Here is a 20165-nt window from a genome sequence, read left to right as displayed (position 1 = left end):
ACTCCTACGCGCGTAGATCGCGCGCTGTACGAATCCGTCGATACGTAACGGTGACCGCACCGACTAGTGGCGTACACCGTCTCTTCTGACACTGTTCTGTCATGGCACAGCAAGCGACGCCGGTTCGCACGGCCCGGCTGGGGCGGGCGCTCGGCCCGGAGCCGACGGCGGTGAGCGGGGTGGTTCTGCTGCTCCCCGGCGGCGACGAGGTCTCCCACCGCAGACCGTCCCCCATGCTGGCGACGGCGTCCGTTCGGGCGCTGGGCCGCCGACTCGCCCGCGCGGGCCGCGAGGAGGGGCTCGCCGCGCATGTCGTCCACTACCGCTATCGCGGCTGGAACGGCAGCGAGGCCCATCTGGCCCAGGACGCGTCCTGGGCCGTGGAGGAGGTCGTACGACGCTACGGCGACGTCCCCGTCTGCCTCGCCGGCGTCGACATGGGCGGCCGCGCGGCGCTGCACGCGGGCGGGCACGAGGCCGTCAACTCCGTGGTCGCGATGGCCCCTTGGCTGCCCGAGGAGGACGTGGCCGCACCGCCCGAACCGGTGAAGCAGTTGGTGGGGCGGCGGGTGCTGATCGTGCACGGCACGAATGACGAGCGTACGGATCCTGAGTTGTCGTTTCGGCTGGCGGCTCGGGTGAAGAAGGTGAACCGGGAGGTGTGTCGGTTCGAGGTGCACTCCGATGGGCACGGGTTGCATCAGCATCGGGATGAAGTGCATGCGTTGGCTGAGGACTTTGTGATGGGGGCGTTGTTCGGGCGGGCGTTTGCCCGGCCGGTTCGGGATGCGCTTGCGGCTCCGCCTCCTTTGGGGTTGCGGATGCCGCTTGCCTCCGGCTTCGGGCGGTCCCTTCGCCGTTGATCCTTGGGTTCGGTGTGGTGTGCGGGTTTGTGGGGGCTCGTCGCGCCCACGCGGCGGAGCCGCATGTTCAACACAGCCCCGCGCCCCTAACCCGGCAGCAAGTTGCCCCGTCTTGACAGGAGGAACTTCTTGAAGGCTGCCACCGGGGGTGTGTCCGGGTGGCCGTCGAGCCAGGCGACGCCGATTTCGCGTGCCGCTCGCGGCGCCGTGACCGTCAGTTCCACTACTCCCGGGCGTGGGACTGCCGGTGGAGGTAGAAGCGCCACCCCGAGGCCCGCTGCCACCAAGCCCCTCAGGGTTTCCGCCTCCTCTCCCTCGAAGGCCACCCGGGGGCGGAAGCCCGCCTCCTGGCAGAGGTCGTCCGTGATGCGGCGGAGGCCGTAGCCGGGTTCCAGGGTGACGAAGGTTTCGTCGGCGGCCTCGGCGAGGCGGATGCGTCTGCGGGCCGCGAGGCGGTGGTCGGCCGGGACGACGAGGCGGAGCTTCTGTTCGTCGAGGCGGAGGGCCACGAGATCGGGGGCGTCGGGGACCGGGGAGGTCAGGCAGAGGTCCAGTTCGCCCGCTCGCAGGCGTTCGATCATCGCCTCGCCGTAGTTCTGGACGAGGCTGAAGCGGACGCGCGGGTGGTCGGCGCGGAAGGCCTGGATGAGGCCCGGCACGGTTTCGGCGCCCATGGTGTGCAGGAAACCGAAGGCGACCTTGCCGGCGGTGGGGTCGGCGTCGGCGCGGACCTCTTCGGCGGCACGCTCGATCTCGGCGAGGGCGCGTTCGACGGAGCCGAGAAAGGTGCGGCCCGCGGGGGTGAGAGAGACCGTACGGCCGCGGCGGGCGAACAGGTCGACGCCCAGGTCCTGTTCGAGGCGGACCATGGCGCGGGAGAGGGTGGACTGCGGGACCTGCATCTCCTGGGCGGCGCGGGTGACGTGCTCGGTGCGGGCCACGCCGGCGAAGTAGGCGAGGCGGGGGGCGAGCAGCCTCGCCATGTCCGCCGTGTCCGCCGTGTCCGCCGTCTCTGCCATGTCTCGTGTGTCACTGGACGGTGACAGGTGAGCCTGTGACCTGTGTTGATGCGCCATGGGAACGATTATGGCGTTTCCATGCATTGGACGGATCAGTGGGGGCGTACGTAGCTTCGAAGCATGTCTCCCGCCAGTACCGAGGCGTCCACCATCGTGGGCGCCGCGTCCTCTGCCCCTGTCGTCGACTCCCGTATGGCCCCGGGCGGCCCCGGCTATCGCCGGATGAGCTTCGCCCTCTTCCTCGCCGGTGTCGCGACCTTCGCCCTCCTGTACTCCACGCAGGCGCTCCTGCCGTTGATCTCGGGCGAGTTCGGGGTGGCGGCGAGCGAGGCGAGCTGGACGGTGGCGGCTGCGACGGGGGCTCTGGCGCTGTTCGTGCTGCCGATGAGCGCCCTGTCGGAACGCTTCGGCCGTCGTACGGTGATGACGGCCTCGCTGGCGGTCGCGGTGACCGTGGGTCTGCTGGTCCCCTTCGCTCCCTCGCTGACCGCGCTGGTCGTGCTGCGGGCCGTTCAGGGGGCGGCGCTGGCCGGTCTGCCGGCCTCGGCGACGGCGTATCTCGCGGAGGAGGTCCGGCCGAAGGCGCTGGTGACGGCGATCGGGCTGTTCGTCGCGGGCAACAGCGTCGGCGGGATGAGTGGCCGGGTCATCACCGGGTGGGTCGCGCAGGAGTGGGGCTGGCGGGTCGCCGTCGGTGTGATCGGCGCGATCGCGGTGGCGTGTGCGGTGGCGTTCCGGGCGTTGTTGCCGGCGCCGAAGCACTTCGTGGCGGGGTCGCTGCGGCCGCGGGTGCTGGCCCGTACGGTCCGTGACCATCTGTCCGACCCGCTGCTGTGCCGGTTGTATGCGATCGGGGCGCTGTTCATGACGGTGTTCGGCGGCGTGTACACGGTCATCGGGTACCGGCTGTCGGAGGCTCCCTTCGGGCTGCCGCAGGGCGTCGTCGGCTCGATCTTCCTGGTCTACCTGGTCGGTACGGTGTCGGCGTCGACGGCGGGGCGGCTGGTGGGCCGGCTGGGGCGGCGGGGTGCGCTGTACGCGGCGGGTGGTACGACGGCTGCGGGGCTGGTGCTGTCGCTGGCCGGGTCGCTGCCGCTGGTGCTGCTGGGGCTGGTGCTGATCACCGGGGGCTTCTTCGCGGGGCACGCTGTCGCGTCGTCGGCGGTGAGCAAGACGGCGACGCGGGGGCGGGCGCAGGCGTCGGCGCTGTATCAGTCGGCGTACTACGTCGGCTCCAGTGCGGGGAGCATGGTGGGGGCGGTGGCGTTTCATGCGGGCGGTTGGGCCGGGACGGTGGGGGTCGGTCTGCTGGCGGTTGTGGGCGTGGTGACGATCACGGTGTTCGGGACGCGGGCGGCGCGGGTCGCTGCGCGGCGGGGGCGGGTGCCGGTGGCGGTGCGCTGAGGGAGGGGTTCGCCCCCGCCGCCCCTACCCGTCCCGTCCCCAGGGGCGCTGCCCCTTCGACCCCGCCAGGGGCTCCGCCCCTGGAACCCGGCGGGGACTGCGTCCCCTGCACCCCTCGCGGGGCTCCGCCTCTGCACCCCGCTGGGGCTGTGCCCCAGACCCCCTTCGGCCTCGACGGCCTCGTCCTCAAGCGCCGGACGGGCTGGATGTGGTGCACCTCTCGACCACCGAGCCGGGATCGGGGTCCCCTCTTTCACCTGCCCCTTTCCCAGCTCCGGGCGCCATTGTCAGTGTGCTGCGGTAGCTTCCGAAGTGCTGGGCGCAAAGAGGCGCGCGGATGGGAACGGCCACAGGGGTGGGTGGACGATGACGAACGGCACGGCGACGACGTCAGACCTCGACGTCAGGCTCGAGAAACACCGAACAGAACTGACCGGCTACTGCTACCGCATGCTCGGCTCCTCCTTCGAGGCCGAGGACGCGGTCCAGGACACCATGGTCCGAGCCTGGCGCAGCTACGACAAGTTCGAGGGCCGCTCCAGCCTCCGCTCGTGGCTCTACCGCATCGCGACGAACGTCTGCCTGGACATGCTGACGGCCGGCAACAAACGCGCCCGGCCCATGGACCTCACCGAGTCCACCCCCCTCGCCCAGGCCGCCCTCTCCCCCCGCCCGGACAACACCTGGCTGGAACCCATGCCCGACGCACGAGTCCTCCCCACGACAGACGACCCGGCAGAGGCGGCCGTCGCCAAGGAGTCCGTACGGCTCGCCTTCATGGCCGCCCTGCAGCAGCTCCCGCCCAAGCAGCGTGCCGTGCTGATCCTGCGTGAGGTGCTGGCCTGGAAGGCGAGCGAGGTCGCCGAGTTGCTCGGCACCTCGGTCGCCTCGGTCAACAGCGCGTTGCAGCGGGCCCGGGCGACGCTCGCCGAGCGGGACGCGCACGGCACCGACGCGGCCGTCTCCGACCCGCTGGACGAGGAGCAGCAGAAGCTCCTGGAGCGCTATGTGGCGGCGTTCGAGGGCTACGACATGACGGCTCTGACGGCGCTGCTGCACGAGGACGCCGTCATGACGATGCCGCCGTTCGACCTGTGGCTGACGGGGCAGCAGGACATCACCGGCTTCATGACGACGCTCGGCGCCCCGTGCGCGGGCTCGCGTCTCGTGCCCGTCCAGGTCAATGGTCTTCCCGGGTTCGCCCAGTACAAGCCGGACCCGGAGAAGGGCGGCTTCACCCCGTGGGCGGTGCAGGTGCTGGAGATTTCAGAGGGCCGGATCACCGGGTTCCACTGCTTCCTCGACACCCAGCGCTGGTTCCCGCTGTTCGGGCTGCCCCTCCACCTCGAAGGGGAGGCCGACCAGGTCGAGGAGGGCGCGTAGGGCGGGGTCGGGGTCCCGCAGCCGGATCCTGCCCCCGGCCCGCCGGGCCGTGAGCTCCAGCCGTGCCAGCAGGTCGACGGCACCGAGCCCCGGCGGCCCGAGCCCTCCGACATCGCACACCACGACGCTCGGCCCACGTGCCCCCGTGGCTTCCAGCAGCGCCCGTACGTCGTCGCACAGCCCGGTCACCTCGTCCCTGGGGACGGGGCCGGTCAGCACGAGTACAGCGGGTGTCATGGCGTCCACGATCTGTAGACCTCGCGGGCGGGCGTAACTCATCGGAACTCCTCGGAACCCGCAGAGCCGACCGGGATCACATTGACCTGCGGCCCACCTTCCCCGGAGGGTTGGGTGTATGCGCCACAGATCAGCGTCTCCCTGCCCGGTCGACGGACTCCTCACCTCGGGGGAGATTCCGTGCGGGGGGTGCTGACGGGCTTCGCGGTGATCGCCGTCGTCATCGGCGTCGGCTATGTGATCGGCCGACGCGGCCACCTCGGCGACCACGGCCGCGAGGTGCTGACCCGGCTCGCCTTCCACGTCGCCTCACCGGCCCTGCTGTTCACGACGCTGGCGGGGACCGACCTGTCGCTGATCTTCTCCAGCCGCCTGCTGGTGACCGCGCTGAGTACGGCAGCGGCGGCGGGGGTCTTCGTCGCGGTGGGCGCCGTACGAGGCTGGGGCCTGGGCCGGACGACCATCGGCGCGCTCTGCTCCAGCTACGTCAACTCCGGCAACCTCGGCATCCCGATCGCCGTGTACGTCCTGGGCGACGCCTCGCTGGTGGCGCCGGTGCTGCTCTTCCAGCTCCTCGTGCTCACGCCCGTCGCCCTGACGATCCTGGACCTGGCGGGCAAGGACGAGGGCGAGAAGGGGCCCCTGTGGCAACGCCTGCTCACGCCCCTGCGCAACCCGATAGCGGTGGGCTCACTGGCCGGGGTCGCGGTGTCGGCAGCAGGCATCCACGTCCCGTCCGCCGTCATGGACCCGCTGACCCTGATCGGCAACATGTCCGTCCCGGCGGTCCTGCTCGCCTTCGGCATCTCCCTGTGCGGCAGCACGATGCCGGGCCGGGGCCCGGACAGACAACTCGTGCTGCTCTCGGTCGCGTTGAAGACGGTGGGCCAGCCGGCGGTGGCCTGGGCACTGGCGGCGGGAGTGTTCGGGCTGCACGGCGCACCCCTGCTCGACGTGGTGGTGACGTCGGCGCTGCCGGCCGCACAGAACCTGTTCACGTACGCGAGCCGGTATCGCGTGGGCGAGGGGTTGGCGCGGGACTCCATACTGCTGTCGACGTTGCTGTCCGTGCCGGTGTTGGTGGGGGTGGCGGCGTTGTTGGGATGACGGGGCGTCAGCCCATGAGGAACTCGCCGGTGTCGAGGGCGAGATCGAAGGGCAGCGGCAGGGTGATCTGGTCTCCGAACTTGCACGCGTGCAAGAGGCGGTACACGTCGCCCTTCGGTTCGCCGTACAGCGTGATCGTCGGGCCGCCCGGGGCCAGGCTGTCGATGAGGAGGTAGAGCGAGATACCGGCCTCGGCGTAGCCGGCGCTCTTGTGGATACGGTCGTTCCTCGCGGTGGCCCGGGACGTGACCTCCACGACGAGTTCTGCGTCACCTGCGGGGACGAAATTGCCGTTCCCTGCACGGAGCGTCTGCATCGGCATCACAGCGAGGTCCGGCACGTAGAGCCCGAGTCGGGATGGCACAGCCATGCCCAACCGCTGGTAGACGTCCCATTCCTCCGGGATCACCTCATAGAGGGGCCGCTGCACGCGCTCGGCAATGGCGTGGTGTGCGCCGGCGGACAAGGGCGTCACCGTGACGAGTCCCTCGATGATCTCCACCTTGCAGCCCTTGGGTGCGTCCGTCTGCTCCCAGATCCAGACGAGTTCGTCCCACTCGTTGTCGGCCATGATGTAGTCGCCGTCAGGCACACCCATATGGCCAGCCAAACACGCCGAACGGGACCGGCGCCGGTCCACCGATCCCGTTCACCCGAAGGAGAAAACTCCAGGTCAGGCGATACGCTCCAACACCACCGGCGACGCCGTGAAGTCCGTCCCCGCCGCCGCGATGTCGTAGGAGCCCTCCACCGCCTCCAACGCGTACGCGAAGCGCTCCGGCGTGTCCGTGTGGAGCGTCAGCAGGGGCTGGCCCTCCGTCACCGTGTCGCCGGGCTTGGCGTGCATCTCCACGCCCGCGCCCGCCTGCACCGGGTCCTCCTTGCGGGCGCGTCCGGCGCCCAGGCGCCAGGCGGCGACGCCGATGTCGTAGGCGTCGAGGCGGGTCAGGACACCGGACGACGGTGCCTTGATCATGTGCTGCTCACGCGCCACCGGCAGCTCCGCGTCCGGGTCGCCGCCCTGGGCTGCGATCATGCGGCGCCAGACGTCCATCGCCGAGCCGTCGGCCAGGGCCTTCGCCGGGTCGGCGTCCTTCACGCCGGCCGCGTCGAGCATCTCGCGCGCCAGGGCCAGGGTCAGCTCCACCACATCGGAAGGGCCGCCGCCGGCCAGGACCTCGACCGATTCCCTGACCTCCAGCGCGTTTCCCGCCGTCAGGCCCAGCGGCGTCGACATGTCCGTGAGGAGCGCCACCGTCTTCACTCCGTGGTCCGTGCCCAGGCCGACCATCGTCGACGCCAGTTCGCGGGCGTCCTGAAGCGTCTTCATGAAGGCGCCCGTGCCCACCTTCACGTCCAGGACCAGCGAGCCGGTGCCCTCCGCGATCTTCTTCGACATGATCGAGGAAGCGATCAGGGGGATCGCCTCGACCGTGCCGGTCACGTCGCGGAGTGCGTAGAGCTTCTTGTCCGCCGGGGCCAGGCCGTCGCCCGCCGCGCAGATCACCGCGCCGGTGCCGTCCAGGACCGACAGCATCTCCTCGTTCGAGAGCAGCGCGCGCCAGCCGGGGATCGACTCCAGCTTGTCCAGCGTGCCGCCGGTGTGGCCCAGGCCCCGGCCCGACAGCTGCGGGACCGCCGCGCCGCAGGCCGCCACCAGGGGGGCCAGCGGGAGGGTGATCTTGTCGCCGACGCCGCCCGTCGAGTGCTTGTCCGCGGTCGGGCGGGACAGCGCCGAGAAGTCCATGCGCTCGCCGGAGGCGATCATCGCGGCCGTCCAGCGGGCGATCTCCCGGCGGTTCATGCCGTTGAGCAGGATCGCCATGGCGAGCGCGGACATCTGCTCGTCGGCGACCTCCCCGCGGGTGTACGCGTCGATGACCCAGTCGATCTGCTCGTCGCTGAGCTCGCCGCGGTCCCTCTTGGTGCGGATGACGGAGATGGCGTCCATGGCCATGGCTTGGCCTTCCTTCCGAAAAGCTCCGAAAAGCATTGAGAAACTGCGCGGCCCCTCTGAGTGTCCGACGCGAGTGAGTATCTGGCGCGAGCAACTCAGAAGGGCCGCACGGGAGTTACTTGGTGAGATGCTCCGGCCCGAAGGCCTGCGGGAGCATCTGGGACAGCGGCAGGATGCCCGCCGGGGTGTCCAGGAGCATGCCCGGCCCGCCGAACTCGTACAGCAGCTGCCGGCAGCGGCCGCACGGGACGAGGACCTCGCCCTGGCCCTCCACGCAGACGAAGTGCGTCAGCCGGCCGCCGCCGGTGAGCTGCAGCTGCGAGACGAGTCCGCATTCGGCGCACAGGCCGATGCCGTAGGAGGCGTTCTCCACATTGCAGCCCGTCACCGTGCGACCGTCGTCGACCAGCGCGGCGGCGCCGACCGGGTAGCCCGAGTACGGGGCGTACGCCCGGGACATGGCGTCCCGGGCCGCCGTACGCAGCGCCTCCCAGTCGACGTCGGTCACTTGCCCTGTCCCTTCCGGTACGGCATGCCGTTCGCCCTCGGCATCCGCAGGCGCTGGGCCGACAGGGCGAGAACGACGAGCGTGATGACGTACGGCGTGGCGGAGACGACCTGGTTCGGGACCTCGTTGGTGCCCGCGTACCAGGCGAAGACCAGGGCGCCGACGGCCACGGTGATCGCGGCCTGGACGTACTTCTTCCGGATGGCCAGCCAGATCGCGCCGATGATCAGCAGCAGCGCGGCGAGCAGCAGCAGCGCGTGGACGTTCGTGGAGCCGCCGCGCAGGTTGAGGCTGTCGGTGTAGCCGAACAGGCCGGCGCCGATGGCGAGTCCGCCCGGCATCCAGTTGCCGAAGATCATCGCGGCGAGGCCGATGTAGCCGCGGCCGCTGACCTGGCCCTCCAGGTAGAACGGGTTGGCCACGATGGACAGGAAGACGCCGCCGAGGCCGGCCAGTCCGCCGGAGATGATCACGGCCAGGTACTTGTACTTGTAGACGTTGACGCCGAGGGACTCGGCGGCGACGGGGTTCTCACCGCAGGAGCGCAGGCGCAGGCCGAAGGCGGTGCGCCACAGGATCCACCAGGTCGCGGGGATCAGGGCGACGGCGATGAGGGTCAGCCAGGAGACGTTGGTGACCAGGCCGCCGAGCAGGCCCGCGATGTCCGAGATGAAGAACCAGCCGTGCGCGTTGAGATCCCTCAGCCCGTCGGACAGGCCCGGCACCGTGAAGTCGCCGAGCGATTCCACCGGCGGGGACTGCTTGGCGGAGCCGCCCTGATGGCCCTCGAAGGCGAGGGGGGCGAGGTAGCGGGTGGCGCCGAGGGCGAGGATGTTGATGGCCACACCGGAGACGATGTGGTTGACGTTGAAGGTGATGGTGACGACGGCGTGCACCAGGCCGCCGATCGCGCCGCCGAGGATGCCGACCAGGACGCCGGTCCACGGGCCCCACTGGAATCCGGCCCAGGCGCCGAACCAGGTGCCGAGGATCATCATGCCCTCGAGGCCGATGTTGACGACGCCCGCGCGCTCGGCCCACAGGCCGCCGAGACCGGCGAGGCCGATCGGGACGGCGAGCTGGAGGGCGGTGGACATCTGGCTGACGTTGGTGATGCCGTCGGCGCCGGTGATGATGCGCACGATCGAGGTCAGCGCCAGGGCTCCGGCGATGACCAGCAGCAGGACGGGCAGCGACAGGCGGCGGCCGGTCGGCGCCGCGGGCTGCAGCGTGGGCTGGTTGACGTCAGTCGCCGAAAGGGGGGCGGTCATCGGCCAGCCACCTCCTTCTGGGAGTTGTTGCCGTCGGTGGAGTCGGAGGAGCCGAGGACGTGACCGGCGGCGAGCTCCGCGCCGACCCGGCGCTGCTGGCGGCGCAGGCCCCACTCGCGGACGGCCTCGTAGGAGACGACGACCGAGAGGACGATCAGGCCCTGCATGATGACCGCGATCTCCTTGTCGTAGCCGTGGAAGTCCAGCTCGGGCGAGGCCTTGTCGAGCCAGGCCCACAGCAGGGCGGCGAAGGCGATGCCGACCGGGCTGTTACGGCCGAGCAGGGCGATGCCGATGCCGAGGAAGCCGATGCCGGTGGGGAAGTTGAGGTTGTAGGTGTGCGCGTCGCCGAGCAGGATCGGCAGGCCCGCGAGACCGGCGATGGCGCCGGAGAGCAGCATGGCGGTGAGCACCATGCGCTTGGGATCGACACCGCTGGCCGCGGCGGCGGACTCCGAGGCGCCGGAGGCGCGCAGGTCGAAGCCGAAGCGGGTGCGGTTGAGGACGACCCAGTAGCCGATGCCGAGCAGCACGGCGAGGATGACCAGGCCGTAGATCTCGCCGGCCGCGCCCATGTCGATGCCGGGGATCCAGCCCGAGGAGTGCATCTCGCCGGTGGTGTTGTTGTTGCCGACCTTGACGCCGAAGACGTTCGGCAGCCACAGGTAGGCGATGACGGAGGTGGCGATCGCGTTGAGCATGATCGTCGCGACCACCTCGCTGACGCCGCGGGTGACCTTGAGGACACCGGCGATGCCGGACCAGAAGGCGCCGGTGCAGACGGCGGTCAGGAGCAGCAGCGGGACCTGGAGGGCGGCCGGCAGGTTGGCGTGGGCGCCGACGATCGCGGCCATCATGGCGGCGAGTTGGTACTGGCCGTCGACGCCGATGTTGAACAGGTTCATCCGGAAGCCGATGGCCACCGCTAGGGCGGCGATGTAGTACATCGAGGCCTGGTTGATGATCAGGACCTGGATGTCGGAGAAGGAGGCCTGCTCGAACATCAGCGTGTACGGCTCGACGGGGTTCTTGCCCGAGGCGATCAGCACGACCGAGCTCAGGGCGAAGGCCACGGCGAGCGCGATGACCGGGCCGGCCACCGCGAGGAGCACGCGCTCCCTGTCGAACTTCTTCATCAGCGGGCCTCGTCTTCCGGAGCCTCGGGAGACTTACGGATCTCGGGGGTCTCTTCGTGTTCCAGGTGGCCGGTGGCGGCGCCGGTCATGGCCGAGCCGAGCTCCTCCGGGGTGATGGTGGCCGGGTCGGCGTCGGCGACCAGCCTGCCGTTGTAGATCACGCGGAGGGTGTCGGACAGGCCGATCAGCTCGTCGAGGTCGGCGGAGATCAGCAGCACGGCCAGGCCCTCGCGGCGGGCCTCGCGGATGTGGTCCCAGATCGCGGCCTGCGCGCCGACGTCCACACCGCGGGTGGGGTGGGCGGCGATGAGGAAGCGCGGCTTGTGGCTCATCTCGCGGCCGACGATCAGCTTCTGCTGGTTGCCGCCGGAGAGGGAGGCGGCGGTGACGTCGATGCCGGGGGTGCGGACGTCGTAGGCCTCGACGATCCGGCGGGTGTCGTCCTGGGCGGCCTTCGGGTCGAGCCAGACGCCCTTGGCGTTGGGCTTCTCGGTGACGTGGCCGAGGATACGGTTCTCCCAGAGGGGGGCCTCCAGGAGCAGGCCGTGGCGGTGGCGGTCCTCGGGGATGTAGCCGATGCCCTGCTCGCGGCGCCTGCGGGTGGGCCAGGCGGTGATCTCCTCGTCGATCAGCGTGATCGTTCCGGAGTCGGCGTGCTTGAGGCCGATGAGCGCGTCGACCAGCTCGGTCTGGCCGTTGCCCTCGACGCCGGCGATGCCGAGGACCTCGCCCGCGTGGATGGTGAAGCTGATGTCGTCGAGGAGGGCCTTGCCGCCCACCGCCTCCAGGCGCAGCTTGTCGACGGTGATGACGGGGCGGTCGGTGACCGTGGACTCGGCGGTCTCGGGGGTGGGCAGTTCGCTGCCGACCATCATCTCGGCGAGCTGGCGGGAGGTGGTCTCGGCGGGCACGGCCGTGCCGACGGTCGTACCGCGGCGGATGACGGTGATCTCGTCGGCGACGGAGAGGACCTCGCCCAGCTTGTGGGAGATGAAGATGACCGACAGGCCCTCGGAGCGGAGCTCGCGGAGGTTGTCGAAGAGCGCGTCCACCTCCTGCGGCACCAGGACGGCCGTCGGCTCGTCCAGGATCAGCGTGCGGGCGCCGCGGTAGAGGACCTTGAGGATCTCCACGCGCTGGCGGGCGGCGACGCCGAGCTCCTCGACCAGGACGTCGGGGCGGACCTCGAGGCCGTAGCGCTCGGAGATCTCCTTGATCTTGCGGCGGGCGCGGGCGCCGATGCCGTACAGCTTCTCGCTGCCCAGGACCACGTTCTCGAGCACCGTCAGGTTGTCGGCGAGCATGAAGTGCTGGTGCACCATGCCGATGCCGCGGGCGATGGCGTCGGCCGGCGAGGAGAAGGAGACCTGTTCGCCGTCGATCGCGATGGTGCCCTCGTCCGGCTTCTGCATGCCGTAGAGGATCTTCATCAGGGTCGACTTGCCGGCGCCGTTCTCGCCGACGAGGGCGTGGACGGTGCCCTTGCGGACGGTGAGGTGGATGTCGTGGTTGGCCACGACGCCCGGGAAACGCTTGGTGATCCCGGCGAGTTCGACGGCGGTCACTTGACCGTTGACCGCCGCTCCGGCCGGAGGGCTGCTGGACGCGTTGATGGCGCACTCTCCTGGGGACGGGGGTCGTCTACGCGCGTAGCGCCCCTACGGCATCGAAAGGGGCCCGACGCCCGTGACAACGGGGTACGGGGAGACAGCCTCCCCGTACCCCGTTGAGCGGACGTAACCCCGCGGTTACACGCTGCTCAGGGTGTTGCTGGATCAGCTGCTCTTCACCTTGATCTCGCCGCTGATGATCTTCTCCTTGGCCGTCTTGATGGCTTCCTGGACCTCGGCGTCATCCGCGAACTTCGGGTTGGAGTTCGACAGGCCCACCTCGCCGGTCTTCAGATCGCCCCTGACGATACCGGTCTCGGGTTTGCCGTCCTCGACCGACTTAGCCAGGTTGTACACCGCCTTGGCGACGTCCTTCATCGCCGAGGTCAGGATGGAATCCTTGTACTTCGCGAGGGCTTCCTGCTGGTACTGGTCGGAGTCGACGCCGATCGCCCACACCTTGTTGGCGGCGGCGGCCTCGATCACGCCCTGACCGGACAGACCGGCGGCCGCGTAGACGACGTCGGCCTTCTTCTCGATCTGGCCCTCGGCGGCCGTCTTGCCCTTGTCGGGGCTGGAGAAGCCGCCCTCCTCGGCCGTCTGGGTCAGGTACTGGGACAGGACCTGGACCTTGGGGTCGGTGTCCTTGACGCCCTGCGCGAAGCCCGCCTGGAACTTGTGGATCAGCGGGATGTCCACACCGCCGACGAAGCCGACGACGTTGCTCTTGGTGCTCTTGGCGGCGGCGACACCGGCGAGGTAGGAGGCCTGCTCCTCGGAGAAGACCAGGTCGGCCACGTTCTTCGCGCTGATCGTGGAGTCGTCGACGATGCCGAAGGTGGTGTCCGGGTACTTCTCGGCGGCCTCCTTGACGGCCGGCGCGTACGCGTAGCCGACGCCGATCACCGGGTTGTGGCCCTGCTTGGCCAGCGAGACCAGGCGCTGGGTCTTGTCGGCGTCCGTCTCGCCCTCGTTGGGCTCGATGTCGGCCGTGTCGTAGCCGAACTCCTTCTTCGCCTGCTCCAGGCCCGCGTACGCCGCGTCGTTGAAGGACTGGTCGCCCTTGCCGCCGACGTCGTACGCGATGGCGAGACCCATGTTGCCCTTCTCGCCCGACGAGCCGGAGGTCGAGGTGGAGCCGCAGGCGGCGAGGACGAGGGCCAGAGAGGCGGTCGCTGCGCCTGCGACCGTGATCCGGGAAATCCGGCGCATGTGTGGTGCTCCTGTCGTACTGGCGGGTCCGGGGAGGTGCGGGTGTGTCCCTGCGCCCGCCGCGGTAGCGGCTTGCGGCGCCGCCGGTGCGTGTTCTCGGCGTGCCGGGCGGCGTGGGGTCGTACTCGCACTTCTCCGGGGTCGCCCAGCGCCGGACGGTTCGGCTACGGCACTGGCTTCGCCGCAGATTAACGCGCGTAGACCTGCCTGAAAACCCCTTCTGTCCACCTTGTTATCGGGCCGTGGCCGAGGCGACTCGGCGACGCCGCCGAGCGGCTCTTCAAGCTCGCCGTTCGCCAACGAGGCCACCGTGCTGGTCGCAGCCCTCGACGAGTGGCTACGACCAGCACGGACCCGGTATGTCTATCCGTTGATGTCGAGCGCCGTCCCGTACAGCCGGTCGACCTTCAACCGGATGACAACCCGGCGTTCGGCGACCAACTGCTCCAGGAACGCATCGTCGTCCTCCGGCTTCGCAGCCTCCGGGATCATCCCGAGCAGTTCCCGCCCGACCGCGTCGCCAGGGACTGTCGTGGCTTCGGAAACCTCGGTCTCACCCTCGGCGACGGCGAACGACCACACGTCGCCACCCTGCACATGCAGCGCCGCACGCGGGTCGCGCCGCAGATGCTTGACTTTGATGCGGTCGGCCGTCGTCGAGAACCGCACGATGCGGGCCTCGGGGTCCCAGCTGTAGAGCATGGTGGTCAGGTGGGGGCGGCCATTGCGCTTGACGGTGGCGAGAGTGCCGAACTGCTGCTTGCCGAGCAGGTTGGAGAGGGCTTCGTCGGATAACGGGCGGGGTGCCGGGCCTTGAGTCATGATCAGATCAACGTTTGTGGCCGCCCCCGAAATTTCATGGCCGAACCGGATCAGGTCTGCCGATAGGTGCAACAGAACAAGACGCGACAGCCAAGCGGGGCGAGCCCTACTGGCGCCCGCCCCGCTTCGTGAGAGTCCGATCGTTTCTCGCCCGTTCAGGCGGCTCGCCCGTTCAGGCGGAACGAAGGTCGGTCGCCTCTACTCGGTCTTGACCTTGATCGTGCCGTCGATGATGCCCGCCTTGGCCTTGGCCACGGCGTCGGAGAGGCCCGCGATCTTCGCCATCTCGGGGTTGCTCTCGGCCAGGCCGACGCCGTTCACCTTCAGGTCGAAGGTCTGGACGCCGGTCAGCGGCTTGTCGTCCTCGACGGACTTGGCCAGGGCGTACACCGCGCCGCCGACGTCCTTGAGGGCGGAGGTCAGGATGTAGTTCTTGTACGACGCCAGGGCCGCCTGCTCGTACTGGTCGGAGTCGACGCCGATCGCCCAGACCTTCGCCTTGGCGGCGGCCTCGATCACTCCCTGACCGGACAGACCGGCCGCCTGGTAGACGACGTCGGCCTTCTTCTCGATCTGGCCCTCGGCGGCGGCCTTGCCCTTGTCCGGGCTGGAGAAGCCGCCCTCCTCGGCGGTCTGCGTCAGGTACTGCGAGATGACCTTGACCTTGCCGCCGCTGGTCTCCTGGACGCCCTGCTTGTAGCCGGCCTCGAACTTGTGGATCAGCGGGATGTCGACACCGCCCACGAAGCCGACGGTGTTCGTCTTGGTGGCCTTGGCGGCGGCGACGCCGGCCAGGTAGGAGGCCTGCTCCTCGGCGAAGACGAGGGACGCGACGTTGTCGCCCTCGACCACGGAGTCGACGATGCCGAAGGTGGTCTTCGGGTACTTCGCGGCCACGTTCTTCATCGCCGGGCCGTAGGCGAAGCCGATGCCGATGACGGGGTTGTAGCCCTGCCGCGCCAGCGAGGCCAGGCGCTGCTCCTTGTCGGCGTCCGTCTCGCCCTCGTTGGGCTCGACGTCGTCGGTCTTGTAGCCGAACTCCTTCTGGGCCTTCTCCAGGCCGGAGTACGCGGCGTCGTTGAAGGACTGGTCGCCCTTGCCGCCGATGTCGTAGGCGATGGCGAGTCCGAGGTCCTCCTTGGCACCGCTGTCACCACTGTCACTACTCTCGCTGCTGGTGCCACCACAGGCCGTCGCGGCGAGTGCGAGCGACGCGACCCCCACCGCGACGCGGGTCAGTTTGGATATCCGACGCATCAGAAGTTCCCCATTCTCCAAGCCCCGCAGTGGGTGCTGAGTTCGGCGCAGAGTAACGCGCGTAGACACTCCTGGGAAACGGGGTGCGGCTGGACGTTATCCATTCGTGGCGCCGGTTACGTTCTTGTCACCTTCTCAGCCGGAAACAGGCTAGTTGCACAGGTCCCCGTTCACACCTCGTCGCGCCCCCGACCGCGCTCTGCGACCGGGCGGTCGGGGGTCCGTCTCCTAGGGCAACCCGGGCTCCAGCGCGTTGAAACCCTCCTGAAGCCGCGCTGAATGCGCCCTGCCGCAACCTCTGCCGCATGACGACAACGACATCGCACTCTCCCGCCATCGCGGCCGAGGGGCTGCGCAAGGCCTACGGGGACAAGACGGTCCTCGACGGCATCGACCTCGCGGTGCCGGCCGGCACGGTCTTCTCCCTGCTCGGCCCGAACGGCGCCGGCAAGACCACCGCCGTCAAGATCCTCTCCACCCTCATCACCGCCGACGCCGGCGAGCTGCACGTCGGCGGCCACGACCTGGCCACCGACCCGCAGGCCGTGCGGGCCGCGATCGGCGTCACCGGGCAGTTCTCCGCCGTCGACGGCCTGATCACCGGCGAGGAGAACATGCTCCTCATGGCGGACCTCCACCATCTGTCCAAGCGCGAGGGACGGCAGGTCGCCGCCGAGCTGCTGGAGCGCTTCGACCTCACCGAGGCCGCCAAGAAGCCCGTCTCCACCTACTCCGGCGGCATGAAGCGCCGCCTCGACATCGCCATGACCCTGGTCGGCGATCCGCGGATCATCTTCCTCGACGAGCCGACCACCGGCCTCGACCCGCGCAGCCGCCACAACATGTGGGGGATCATCCGCGAGCTGGTCTCCGGCGGCGTCACCGTCTTCCTCACCACCCAGTACCTGGAGGAGGCCGACGAGCTCGCCGACCGCATCGCCGTGCTCAACGACGGCAAGATCGCCGCCCAGGGCACCGCCGAGGAGCTGAAGCGGCTCATCCCGGGGGGACACGTCCGGCTCCGCTTCACCGACCCGTCCGCGTACCAGTCCGCCGCCGTCGCCCTGCGCGAAGCCACCAGGGACGACGAGGCGCTGTCGCTGCAGATCCCCAGCGGCGGCAGCCAGCGCGAGCTGCGCTCCATCCTCGACTGGCTGGACACGGCCGGCATCGAGGCGGACGAGCTGACCGTGCACACCCCCGACCTCGACGACGTGTTCTTCGCCCTGACCGGCGGCAACAAGGTCCCCAACCAGTCCAAGGAGAATGTCCGATGAGCGCCCTCTCCCTCGCCGTCCGCGACTCGAACACGATGCTACGCCGCAACCTCCTGCACGCGCGGCGCTACCCGTCCATGACCCTGAACCTGCTGCTCACGCCGATCATGCTGCTGCTGCTCTTCGTCTACGTCTTCGGAGGCGCGATGAGCGCGGGCATCGGTGGCGACGGCGCCGACCGCTCCGACTACATCGCCTACGTGGTCCCGGGCCTCCTGCTGATGACCATCGGCAGCACCGTGATCGGGGCCGCGATCTCCGTTTCCATGGACATGACCGAGGGTCTCATCGCCCGCTTCCGCACGATGGCGGTCTACCGAGGCTCTCTGCTCATCGGGCACGTCGTCGGCAGCGTGCTGCAGGTACTCGCCAGCCTGGTCCTCGTAGGCGCCGTCGCCGTGGCCATCGGCTTCCGGTCCACGGACGCCACAGTCCTGGAGTGGTTGGCGGCGTTCGGGCTGATCACGCTGTTCGCCCTGGCACTCACCTGGATCGCGGTCGGCATGGGCATGGCCAGCCCGAACCCCGAGGCGGCCAGCAACATGGCAACGCCGCTGATCCTCCTCCCGCTCATCTCGAGCGCCTTCGTCCCCATCGACGCGATCCCGGGCTGGTTCCAGCCGATCGCCGAGTACCAGCCGTTCACACCGGCCATCGAAACCCTGCGCGGCCTGCTGCTCGGCACCGAGATCGGCAACAACTGGTGGATCGCGCTCGCCTGGTGCGTCGGCCTGACCGTGCTCGGCTACCGCTGGTCGACGGCGTTGTTCAACCGCGACCCGAAGTAACCGCCATGACAGCGCGGGCTGCCTCCCGCAGCTCGTCCCGCCCCAGGGGGGCGTACTCCGACACCGCGTCGGCGTACGCCGCCCTGGCAGCGTTCCCGGCCGCCCCGACCGCCTTCCGGGCGCGGTCCGCCGACATCGTCGGCTGGAACGAGCGGAGCACCCGCAGCCGTTCGGCCAGCGCGATCATCCGTACGGCGGAGGCGTCGCCGGACGCGAGGCCTGCCATGCCGAGCGCGTGCAGCACCGTCCCGAACACCGGGAGCTCCATGGGCGAGCCGGACGGACCGGAGAGCAGGGTCCGCAGCCCCTGCCGCAGTCGGTCGACCGGCTCCGTGACGAGCTCGAGACGGCCGGCGTGCGCGTGCGCCGTCACCGCCACCGCCAGGATCTCCAGCACCCACCGGTCGAAGAAGGGGTCGCCGCCGTGTATCGAGCCGACTGCGGGCAGCGGCTGCACGGCGCTGCGCCACAAGCCGAGCCCGACCTCCGTCAGTCCGCGGGCGAGTGCGATCTCGGCGCGCCCGAGGATGTCCATGCTGTAGTCGTCCTGCTGCGTGGCGCTGGCGCCCTCCGCCTGCCGCAGCCAGTACTCGGCCTCGTCGGGGTCGCCGCGCTGGAGGCAGGCGAGGACGAGGCCCCAGCGGATGCCGATGAGGTCGTGCTCGTCGCGGAGCCGCAGCACCGCTTGGAGCGCCGCCTTGAGGTGTTCATACGCTTCCTCGCCCCGCTCCGTCTGCAAGCACAGCTCGCTCAGCCGGGAGTGGCCCATGACCTGCAGGAACGGGCTGTCGACCGGCCCCAGCGCGGCGATGATCCGCCGAGCCGAGGCGAGCGCGCGGTTGATGTCGTGCTCCGACTCCCAGACGTAGGTGGCGACGCACTCGGCGGTGCCGGCGAGCAGCGGCTGCTCGCTGTCGCAGAGCTTCTGCAGCATTTCGTAGTCGGGCGGCAGCATCTCGGGGACCGCCCTCAGCACCACCGCGATGGCGCGCAGCAGCGTGTCCGGCGGGGCCGGTGGCAGCCGCCGGAGGGTGACGAACTGGCGTATGGCGACCGGGCCGTAGCCCATGAACAGGCTCGTCGTGCACAACACCGCGGCGGAGCGGGCGACTTCGACGTATTCGGGCTCGGGGTGGTAGTGCGACAGCGGCGGGCCGGTGTCCGCGGCGAGGGCGGTGAGGCGGGGGTAGTTGGAGCCGAGGGACCACAGGGCGGCGAGGACGGCGGTGAGGGCGGCGGTGGTGGGGCCGTCCGTGCGGGCCAGGGCGTGCCGCAGGGCCAGCACGAGGTTGTCCTGCTCGGCCCTGATCCGCTCCAGGTCGGTCAGCGGTTCCGAGCGGAAGAGCCAGTCGTGGTACGCGACCCCGAAGTCCCGCGCCCAGGCGAGGAACCGGCCGACGGCCTCCTCGTCCTCGCCCGCCTGAGCGCACCGGGCCGCGCAGAACTCCCGTACGGTCTCCAGCATCCGGAACCGCACGCCGGCCGGGGTGTCGGCGACGGTGAGCAGCGACTGATCGGCCAACTGCTCCAGCAGAGACAGCGCGTCCTCACCCAGCACCTGCTCAGCCGCCTCGCCCGAGAAGCCGCCCGGGAAGACGGACAGCATGCGCAGCGCCGCCCTGGCGTCCTCCGCGAGCAGGTTCCAGCTCCACTCCACGACCGCGTGCAGCGTGCGGTGGCGCTCCGGCACGTCCCGCGCCCCGCCGCGCAGCAGCGCGAACCGGTCGCCGAGGCGGCGGGCGATCTCCGGCACCGAAAGGACCCGAACCCGCGCCGCGGCCAGCTCCACGGCGAGCGGCAGCCCGTCGAGGTGGCGGCACAGCCCGGCCACCGGCTCCGGTGGCAGCTCCACGCCGGGCCGGGCGGCCCGGGCCCGCTGCGTGAACAGCTCGACCGAGGTGTCGAGACCGAGCTCCGGCAGCGCGTACACCGCCTCCGAGCTGAGGCCGAGCGGGGCCCGGCTGGTGGCGAGCACCCGCAGGTCCTTCGAGGACGAGACCAAGGCCCGTACGAGGTCGGCGGCGCCCCGGATGACCTGCTCGCAGTTGTCGAGGACCAGCAGTGCGGGCCCGGAGCCGAGCACGCCGAGGATGCCGGACACCGGGTCGGCCGAGGCGTGGCCGGTCATGGCGCCGGCCCGCCCCTCGCCCGCGCCGAGCGCGGAGGCCACCTCCGCGGCCACGTCCTCGTCCGCGGTGACGCCGGCGAGCGGCACGCAATACACCACGCGCTGCTCGGCCCGGCGGCTGACGGCGTGCGCGAGCCGGGTCTTGCCGAGGCCACCGGGGCCGGCCACGGTGACGGCGCGGGAGAC

The 20165-nt window shown here is 70.2% G+C and carries 18 protein-coding genes; 6 read left to right on the top strand and 12 right to left on the bottom strand.

Features of this window, described 5'->3' with window-relative positions; translation table 11 throughout:
• The first annotated feature begins 101 nt into the window (after positions 1 to 101).
• Positions 102 to 863 carry a prolyl oligopeptidase family serine peptidase gene (locus tag CLM62_RS35335; RefSeq protein WP_095753973.1) on the top strand — a complete coding sequence of 254 codons (762 nt, stop codon included), beginning with the start codon at positions 102 to 104 and terminating at the stop codon, positions 861 to 863.
• Positions 864 to 949: 86 nt separating this feature from the next.
• Here the strand turns inward: CLM62_RS35335 and CLM62_RS35330 are convergent, their stop codons facing one another.
• On the bottom strand, positions 950 to 1939 hold the full coding sequence (locus CLM62_RS35330; protein ID WP_095753972.1) for a LysR family transcriptional regulator: 990 nt from the start codon (positions 1937 to 1939) through the stop codon (positions 950 to 952).
• A 63-nt stretch (positions 1940 to 2002) separates the two neighbouring features.
• Here CLM62_RS35330 and CLM62_RS35325 point away from each other — a divergent pair, with 63 nt between their 5' ends.
• The gene (locus CLM62_RS35325) at positions 2003 to 3286 is read left to right on the top strand and encodes an MFS transporter (protein ID WP_095753971.1); all 1284 of its coding nucleotides are present in this window, start codon (positions 2003 to 2005) and stop codon (positions 3284 to 3286) included.
• 366 nt (positions 3287 to 3652) lie between these two features.
• Entirely contained in the window at positions 3653 to 4669 is a 1017-nt protein-coding gene (locus CLM62_RS35320; RefSeq protein WP_095753970.1) for a sigma-70 family RNA polymerase sigma factor, read from the top strand.
• Here the strand turns inward: CLM62_RS35320 and CLM62_RS35315 are convergent.
• Entirely contained in the window at positions 4553 to 4906 is a 354-nt protein-coding gene (locus tag CLM62_RS35315) for an STAS domain-containing protein (protein ID WP_257004269.1), read from the bottom strand. The genes CLM62_RS35320 and CLM62_RS35315 overlap by 117 nt on opposite strands.
• A gap of 180 nt (positions 4907 to 5086) precedes the next feature.
• On the opposite strand from CLM62_RS35315, the gene CLM62_RS35310 reads away from it, so the two are divergent.
• The gene (locus tag CLM62_RS35310; protein WP_095753969.1) at positions 5087 to 6013 is read left to right on the top strand and encodes an AEC family transporter; all 927 of its coding nucleotides are present in this window, start codon (positions 5087 to 5089) and stop codon (positions 6011 to 6013) included.
• Positions 6014 to 6020: 7 nt separating this feature from the next.
• Here CLM62_RS35310 and CLM62_RS35305 read toward each other — a convergent pair whose 3' ends face one another.
• From CLM62_RS35305 to CLM62_RS35265, 9 genes are all read right to left on the bottom strand, one after another.
• A complete protein-coding gene (locus CLM62_RS35305; RefSeq protein WP_095753968.1) occupies positions 6021 to 6611 on the bottom strand; it encodes a Uma2 family endonuclease in 591 nt (196 codons plus the stop codon).
• 75 nt (positions 6612 to 6686) lie between these two features.
• The gene (locus CLM62_RS35300) at positions 6687 to 7964 is read right to left on the bottom strand and encodes a thymidine phosphorylase (protein WP_179382373.1); all 1278 of its coding nucleotides are present in this window, start codon (positions 7962 to 7964) and stop codon (positions 6687 to 6689) included.
• Positions 7965 to 8085: 121 nt separating this feature from the next.
• Complete coding sequence (locus tag CLM62_RS35295) at positions 8086 to 8478, bottom strand: cytidine deaminase (RefSeq protein ID WP_095753966.1); 393 nt, start codon at positions 8476 to 8478, stop codon at positions 8086 to 8088.
• A complete protein-coding gene (locus CLM62_RS35290) occupies positions 8475 to 9749 on the bottom strand; it encodes an ABC transporter permease (protein ID WP_095753965.1) in 1275 nt (424 codons plus the stop codon). Before CLM62_RS35290 ends, CLM62_RS35295 begins: the two co-directional genes overlap by 4 nt.
• Positions 9746 to 10885 (bottom strand): ABC transporter permease, encoded by a 1140-nt coding sequence (locus CLM62_RS35285; protein ID WP_095753964.1) that lies wholly within the window; start codon positions 10883 to 10885, stop codon positions 9746 to 9748. The genes CLM62_RS35290 and CLM62_RS35285 overlap by 4 nt, the downstream gene beginning before the upstream one ends.
• A complete protein-coding gene (locus tag CLM62_RS35280; RefSeq protein WP_095753963.1) occupies positions 10885 to 12450 on the bottom strand; it encodes an ABC transporter ATP-binding protein in 1566 nt (521 codons plus the stop codon). Before CLM62_RS35280 ends, CLM62_RS35285 begins: the two co-directional genes overlap by 1 nt.
• 210 nt (positions 12451 to 12660) lie before the next feature.
• Positions 12661 to 13707, bottom strand: coding sequence for a BMP family protein (locus tag CLM62_RS35275; protein ID WP_095753962.1), 1047 nt, complete (start codon positions 13705 to 13707; stop codon positions 12661 to 12663).
• A 363-nt stretch (positions 13708 to 14070) separates the two neighbouring features.
• Positions 14071 to 14529 (bottom strand): PPOX class F420-dependent oxidoreductase, encoded by a 459-nt coding sequence (locus CLM62_RS35270; RefSeq protein WP_095753961.1) that lies wholly within the window; start codon positions 14527 to 14529, stop codon positions 14071 to 14073.
• Between the two features lie 198 nt (positions 14530 to 14727).
• Entirely contained in the window at positions 14728 to 15786 is a 1059-nt protein-coding gene (locus tag CLM62_RS35265; protein ID WP_095753960.1) for a BMP family protein, read from the bottom strand.
• Between the two features lie 305 nt (positions 15787 to 16091).
• Between CLM62_RS35265 and CLM62_RS35260 the strand changes: the two genes are divergently transcribed.
• Positions 16092 to 17063, top strand: a complete 972-nt coding sequence (locus CLM62_RS35260; protein ID WP_095753959.1) for an ATP-binding cassette domain-containing protein — start codon at positions 16092 to 16094, stop codon at positions 17061 to 17063.
• A complete protein-coding gene (locus CLM62_RS35255) occupies positions 17060 to 17851 on the top strand; it encodes an ABC transporter permease (protein WP_095753958.1) in 792 nt (263 codons plus the stop codon). The genes CLM62_RS35260 and CLM62_RS35255 overlap by 4 nt, the downstream gene beginning before the upstream one ends.
• Here the strand turns inward: CLM62_RS35255 and CLM62_RS35250 are convergent.
• Positions 17832 to 20165: tetratricopeptide repeat protein (locus tag CLM62_RS35250; protein ID WP_095754012.1), on the bottom strand; the 2334-nt coding region annotated here is incomplete at its 5' end. The genes CLM62_RS35255 and CLM62_RS35250 overlap by 20 nt on opposite strands.

Source organism: Streptomyces sp. SA15, assembly GCF_002291145.1.
Taxonomy (GTDB): Bacteria; Actinomycetota; Actinomycetes; order Streptomycetales; family Streptomycetaceae; genus Streptomyces.
This window is presented reverse-complemented; position numbering and strand designations above follow the sequence as displayed.

Coding starts and splice junctions, on each gene's coding strand:
- CLM62_RS35260 (WP_095753959.1), top strand. CDS start 16,092: ATGACGACAACGACATCGCACTCTCCCGCCATCGCGGCCGAGGGGCTG.
- CLM62_RS35265 (WP_095753960.1), bottom strand. CDS start 15,786: ATGCGTCGGATATCCAAACTGACCCGCGTCGCGGTGGGGGTCGCGTCG.
- CLM62_RS35290 (WP_095753965.1), bottom strand. CDS start 9,749: ATGACCGCCCCCCTTTCGGCGACTGACGTCAACCAGCCCACGCTGCAG.
- CLM62_RS35275 (WP_095753962.1), bottom strand. CDS start 13,707: ATGCGCCGGATTTCCCGGATCACGGTCGCAGGCGCAGCGACCGCCTCT.
- CLM62_RS35330 (WP_095753972.1), bottom strand. CDS start 1,939: ATGGCGCATCAACACAGGTCACAGGCTCACCTGTCACCGTCCAGTGAC.
- CLM62_RS35255 (WP_095753958.1), top strand. CDS start 17,060: ATGAGCGCCCTCTCCCTCGCCGTCCGCGACTCGAACACGATGCTACGC.
- CLM62_RS35285 (WP_095753964.1), bottom strand. CDS start 10,885: ATGAAGAAGTTCGACAGGGAGCGCGTGCTCCTCGCGGTGGCCGGCCCG.
- CLM62_RS35335 (WP_095753973.1), top strand. CDS start 102: ATGGCACAGCAAGCGACGCCGGTTCGCACGGCCCGGCTGGGGCGGGCG.
- CLM62_RS35320 (WP_095753970.1), top strand. CDS start 3,653: ATGACGAACGGCACGGCGACGACGTCAGACCTCGACGTCAGGCTCGAG.
- CLM62_RS35325 (WP_095753971.1), top strand. CDS start 2,003: ATGTCTCCCGCCAGTACCGAGGCGTCCACCATCGTGGGCGCCGCGTCC.
- CLM62_RS35300 (WP_179382373.1), bottom strand. CDS start 7,964: ATGGACGCCATCTCCGTCATCCGCACCAAGAGGGACCGCGGCGAGCTC.
- CLM62_RS35270 (WP_095753961.1), bottom strand. CDS start 14,529: ATGACTCAAGGCCCGGCACCCCGCCCGTTATCCGACGAAGCCCTCTCC.
- CLM62_RS35305 (WP_095753968.1), bottom strand. CDS start 6,611: ATGGGTGTGCCTGACGGCGACTACATCATGGCCGACAACGAGTGGGAC.
- CLM62_RS35315 (WP_257004269.1), bottom strand. CDS start 4,906: ATGACACCCGCTGTACTCGTGCTGACCGGCCCCGTCCCCAGGGACGAG.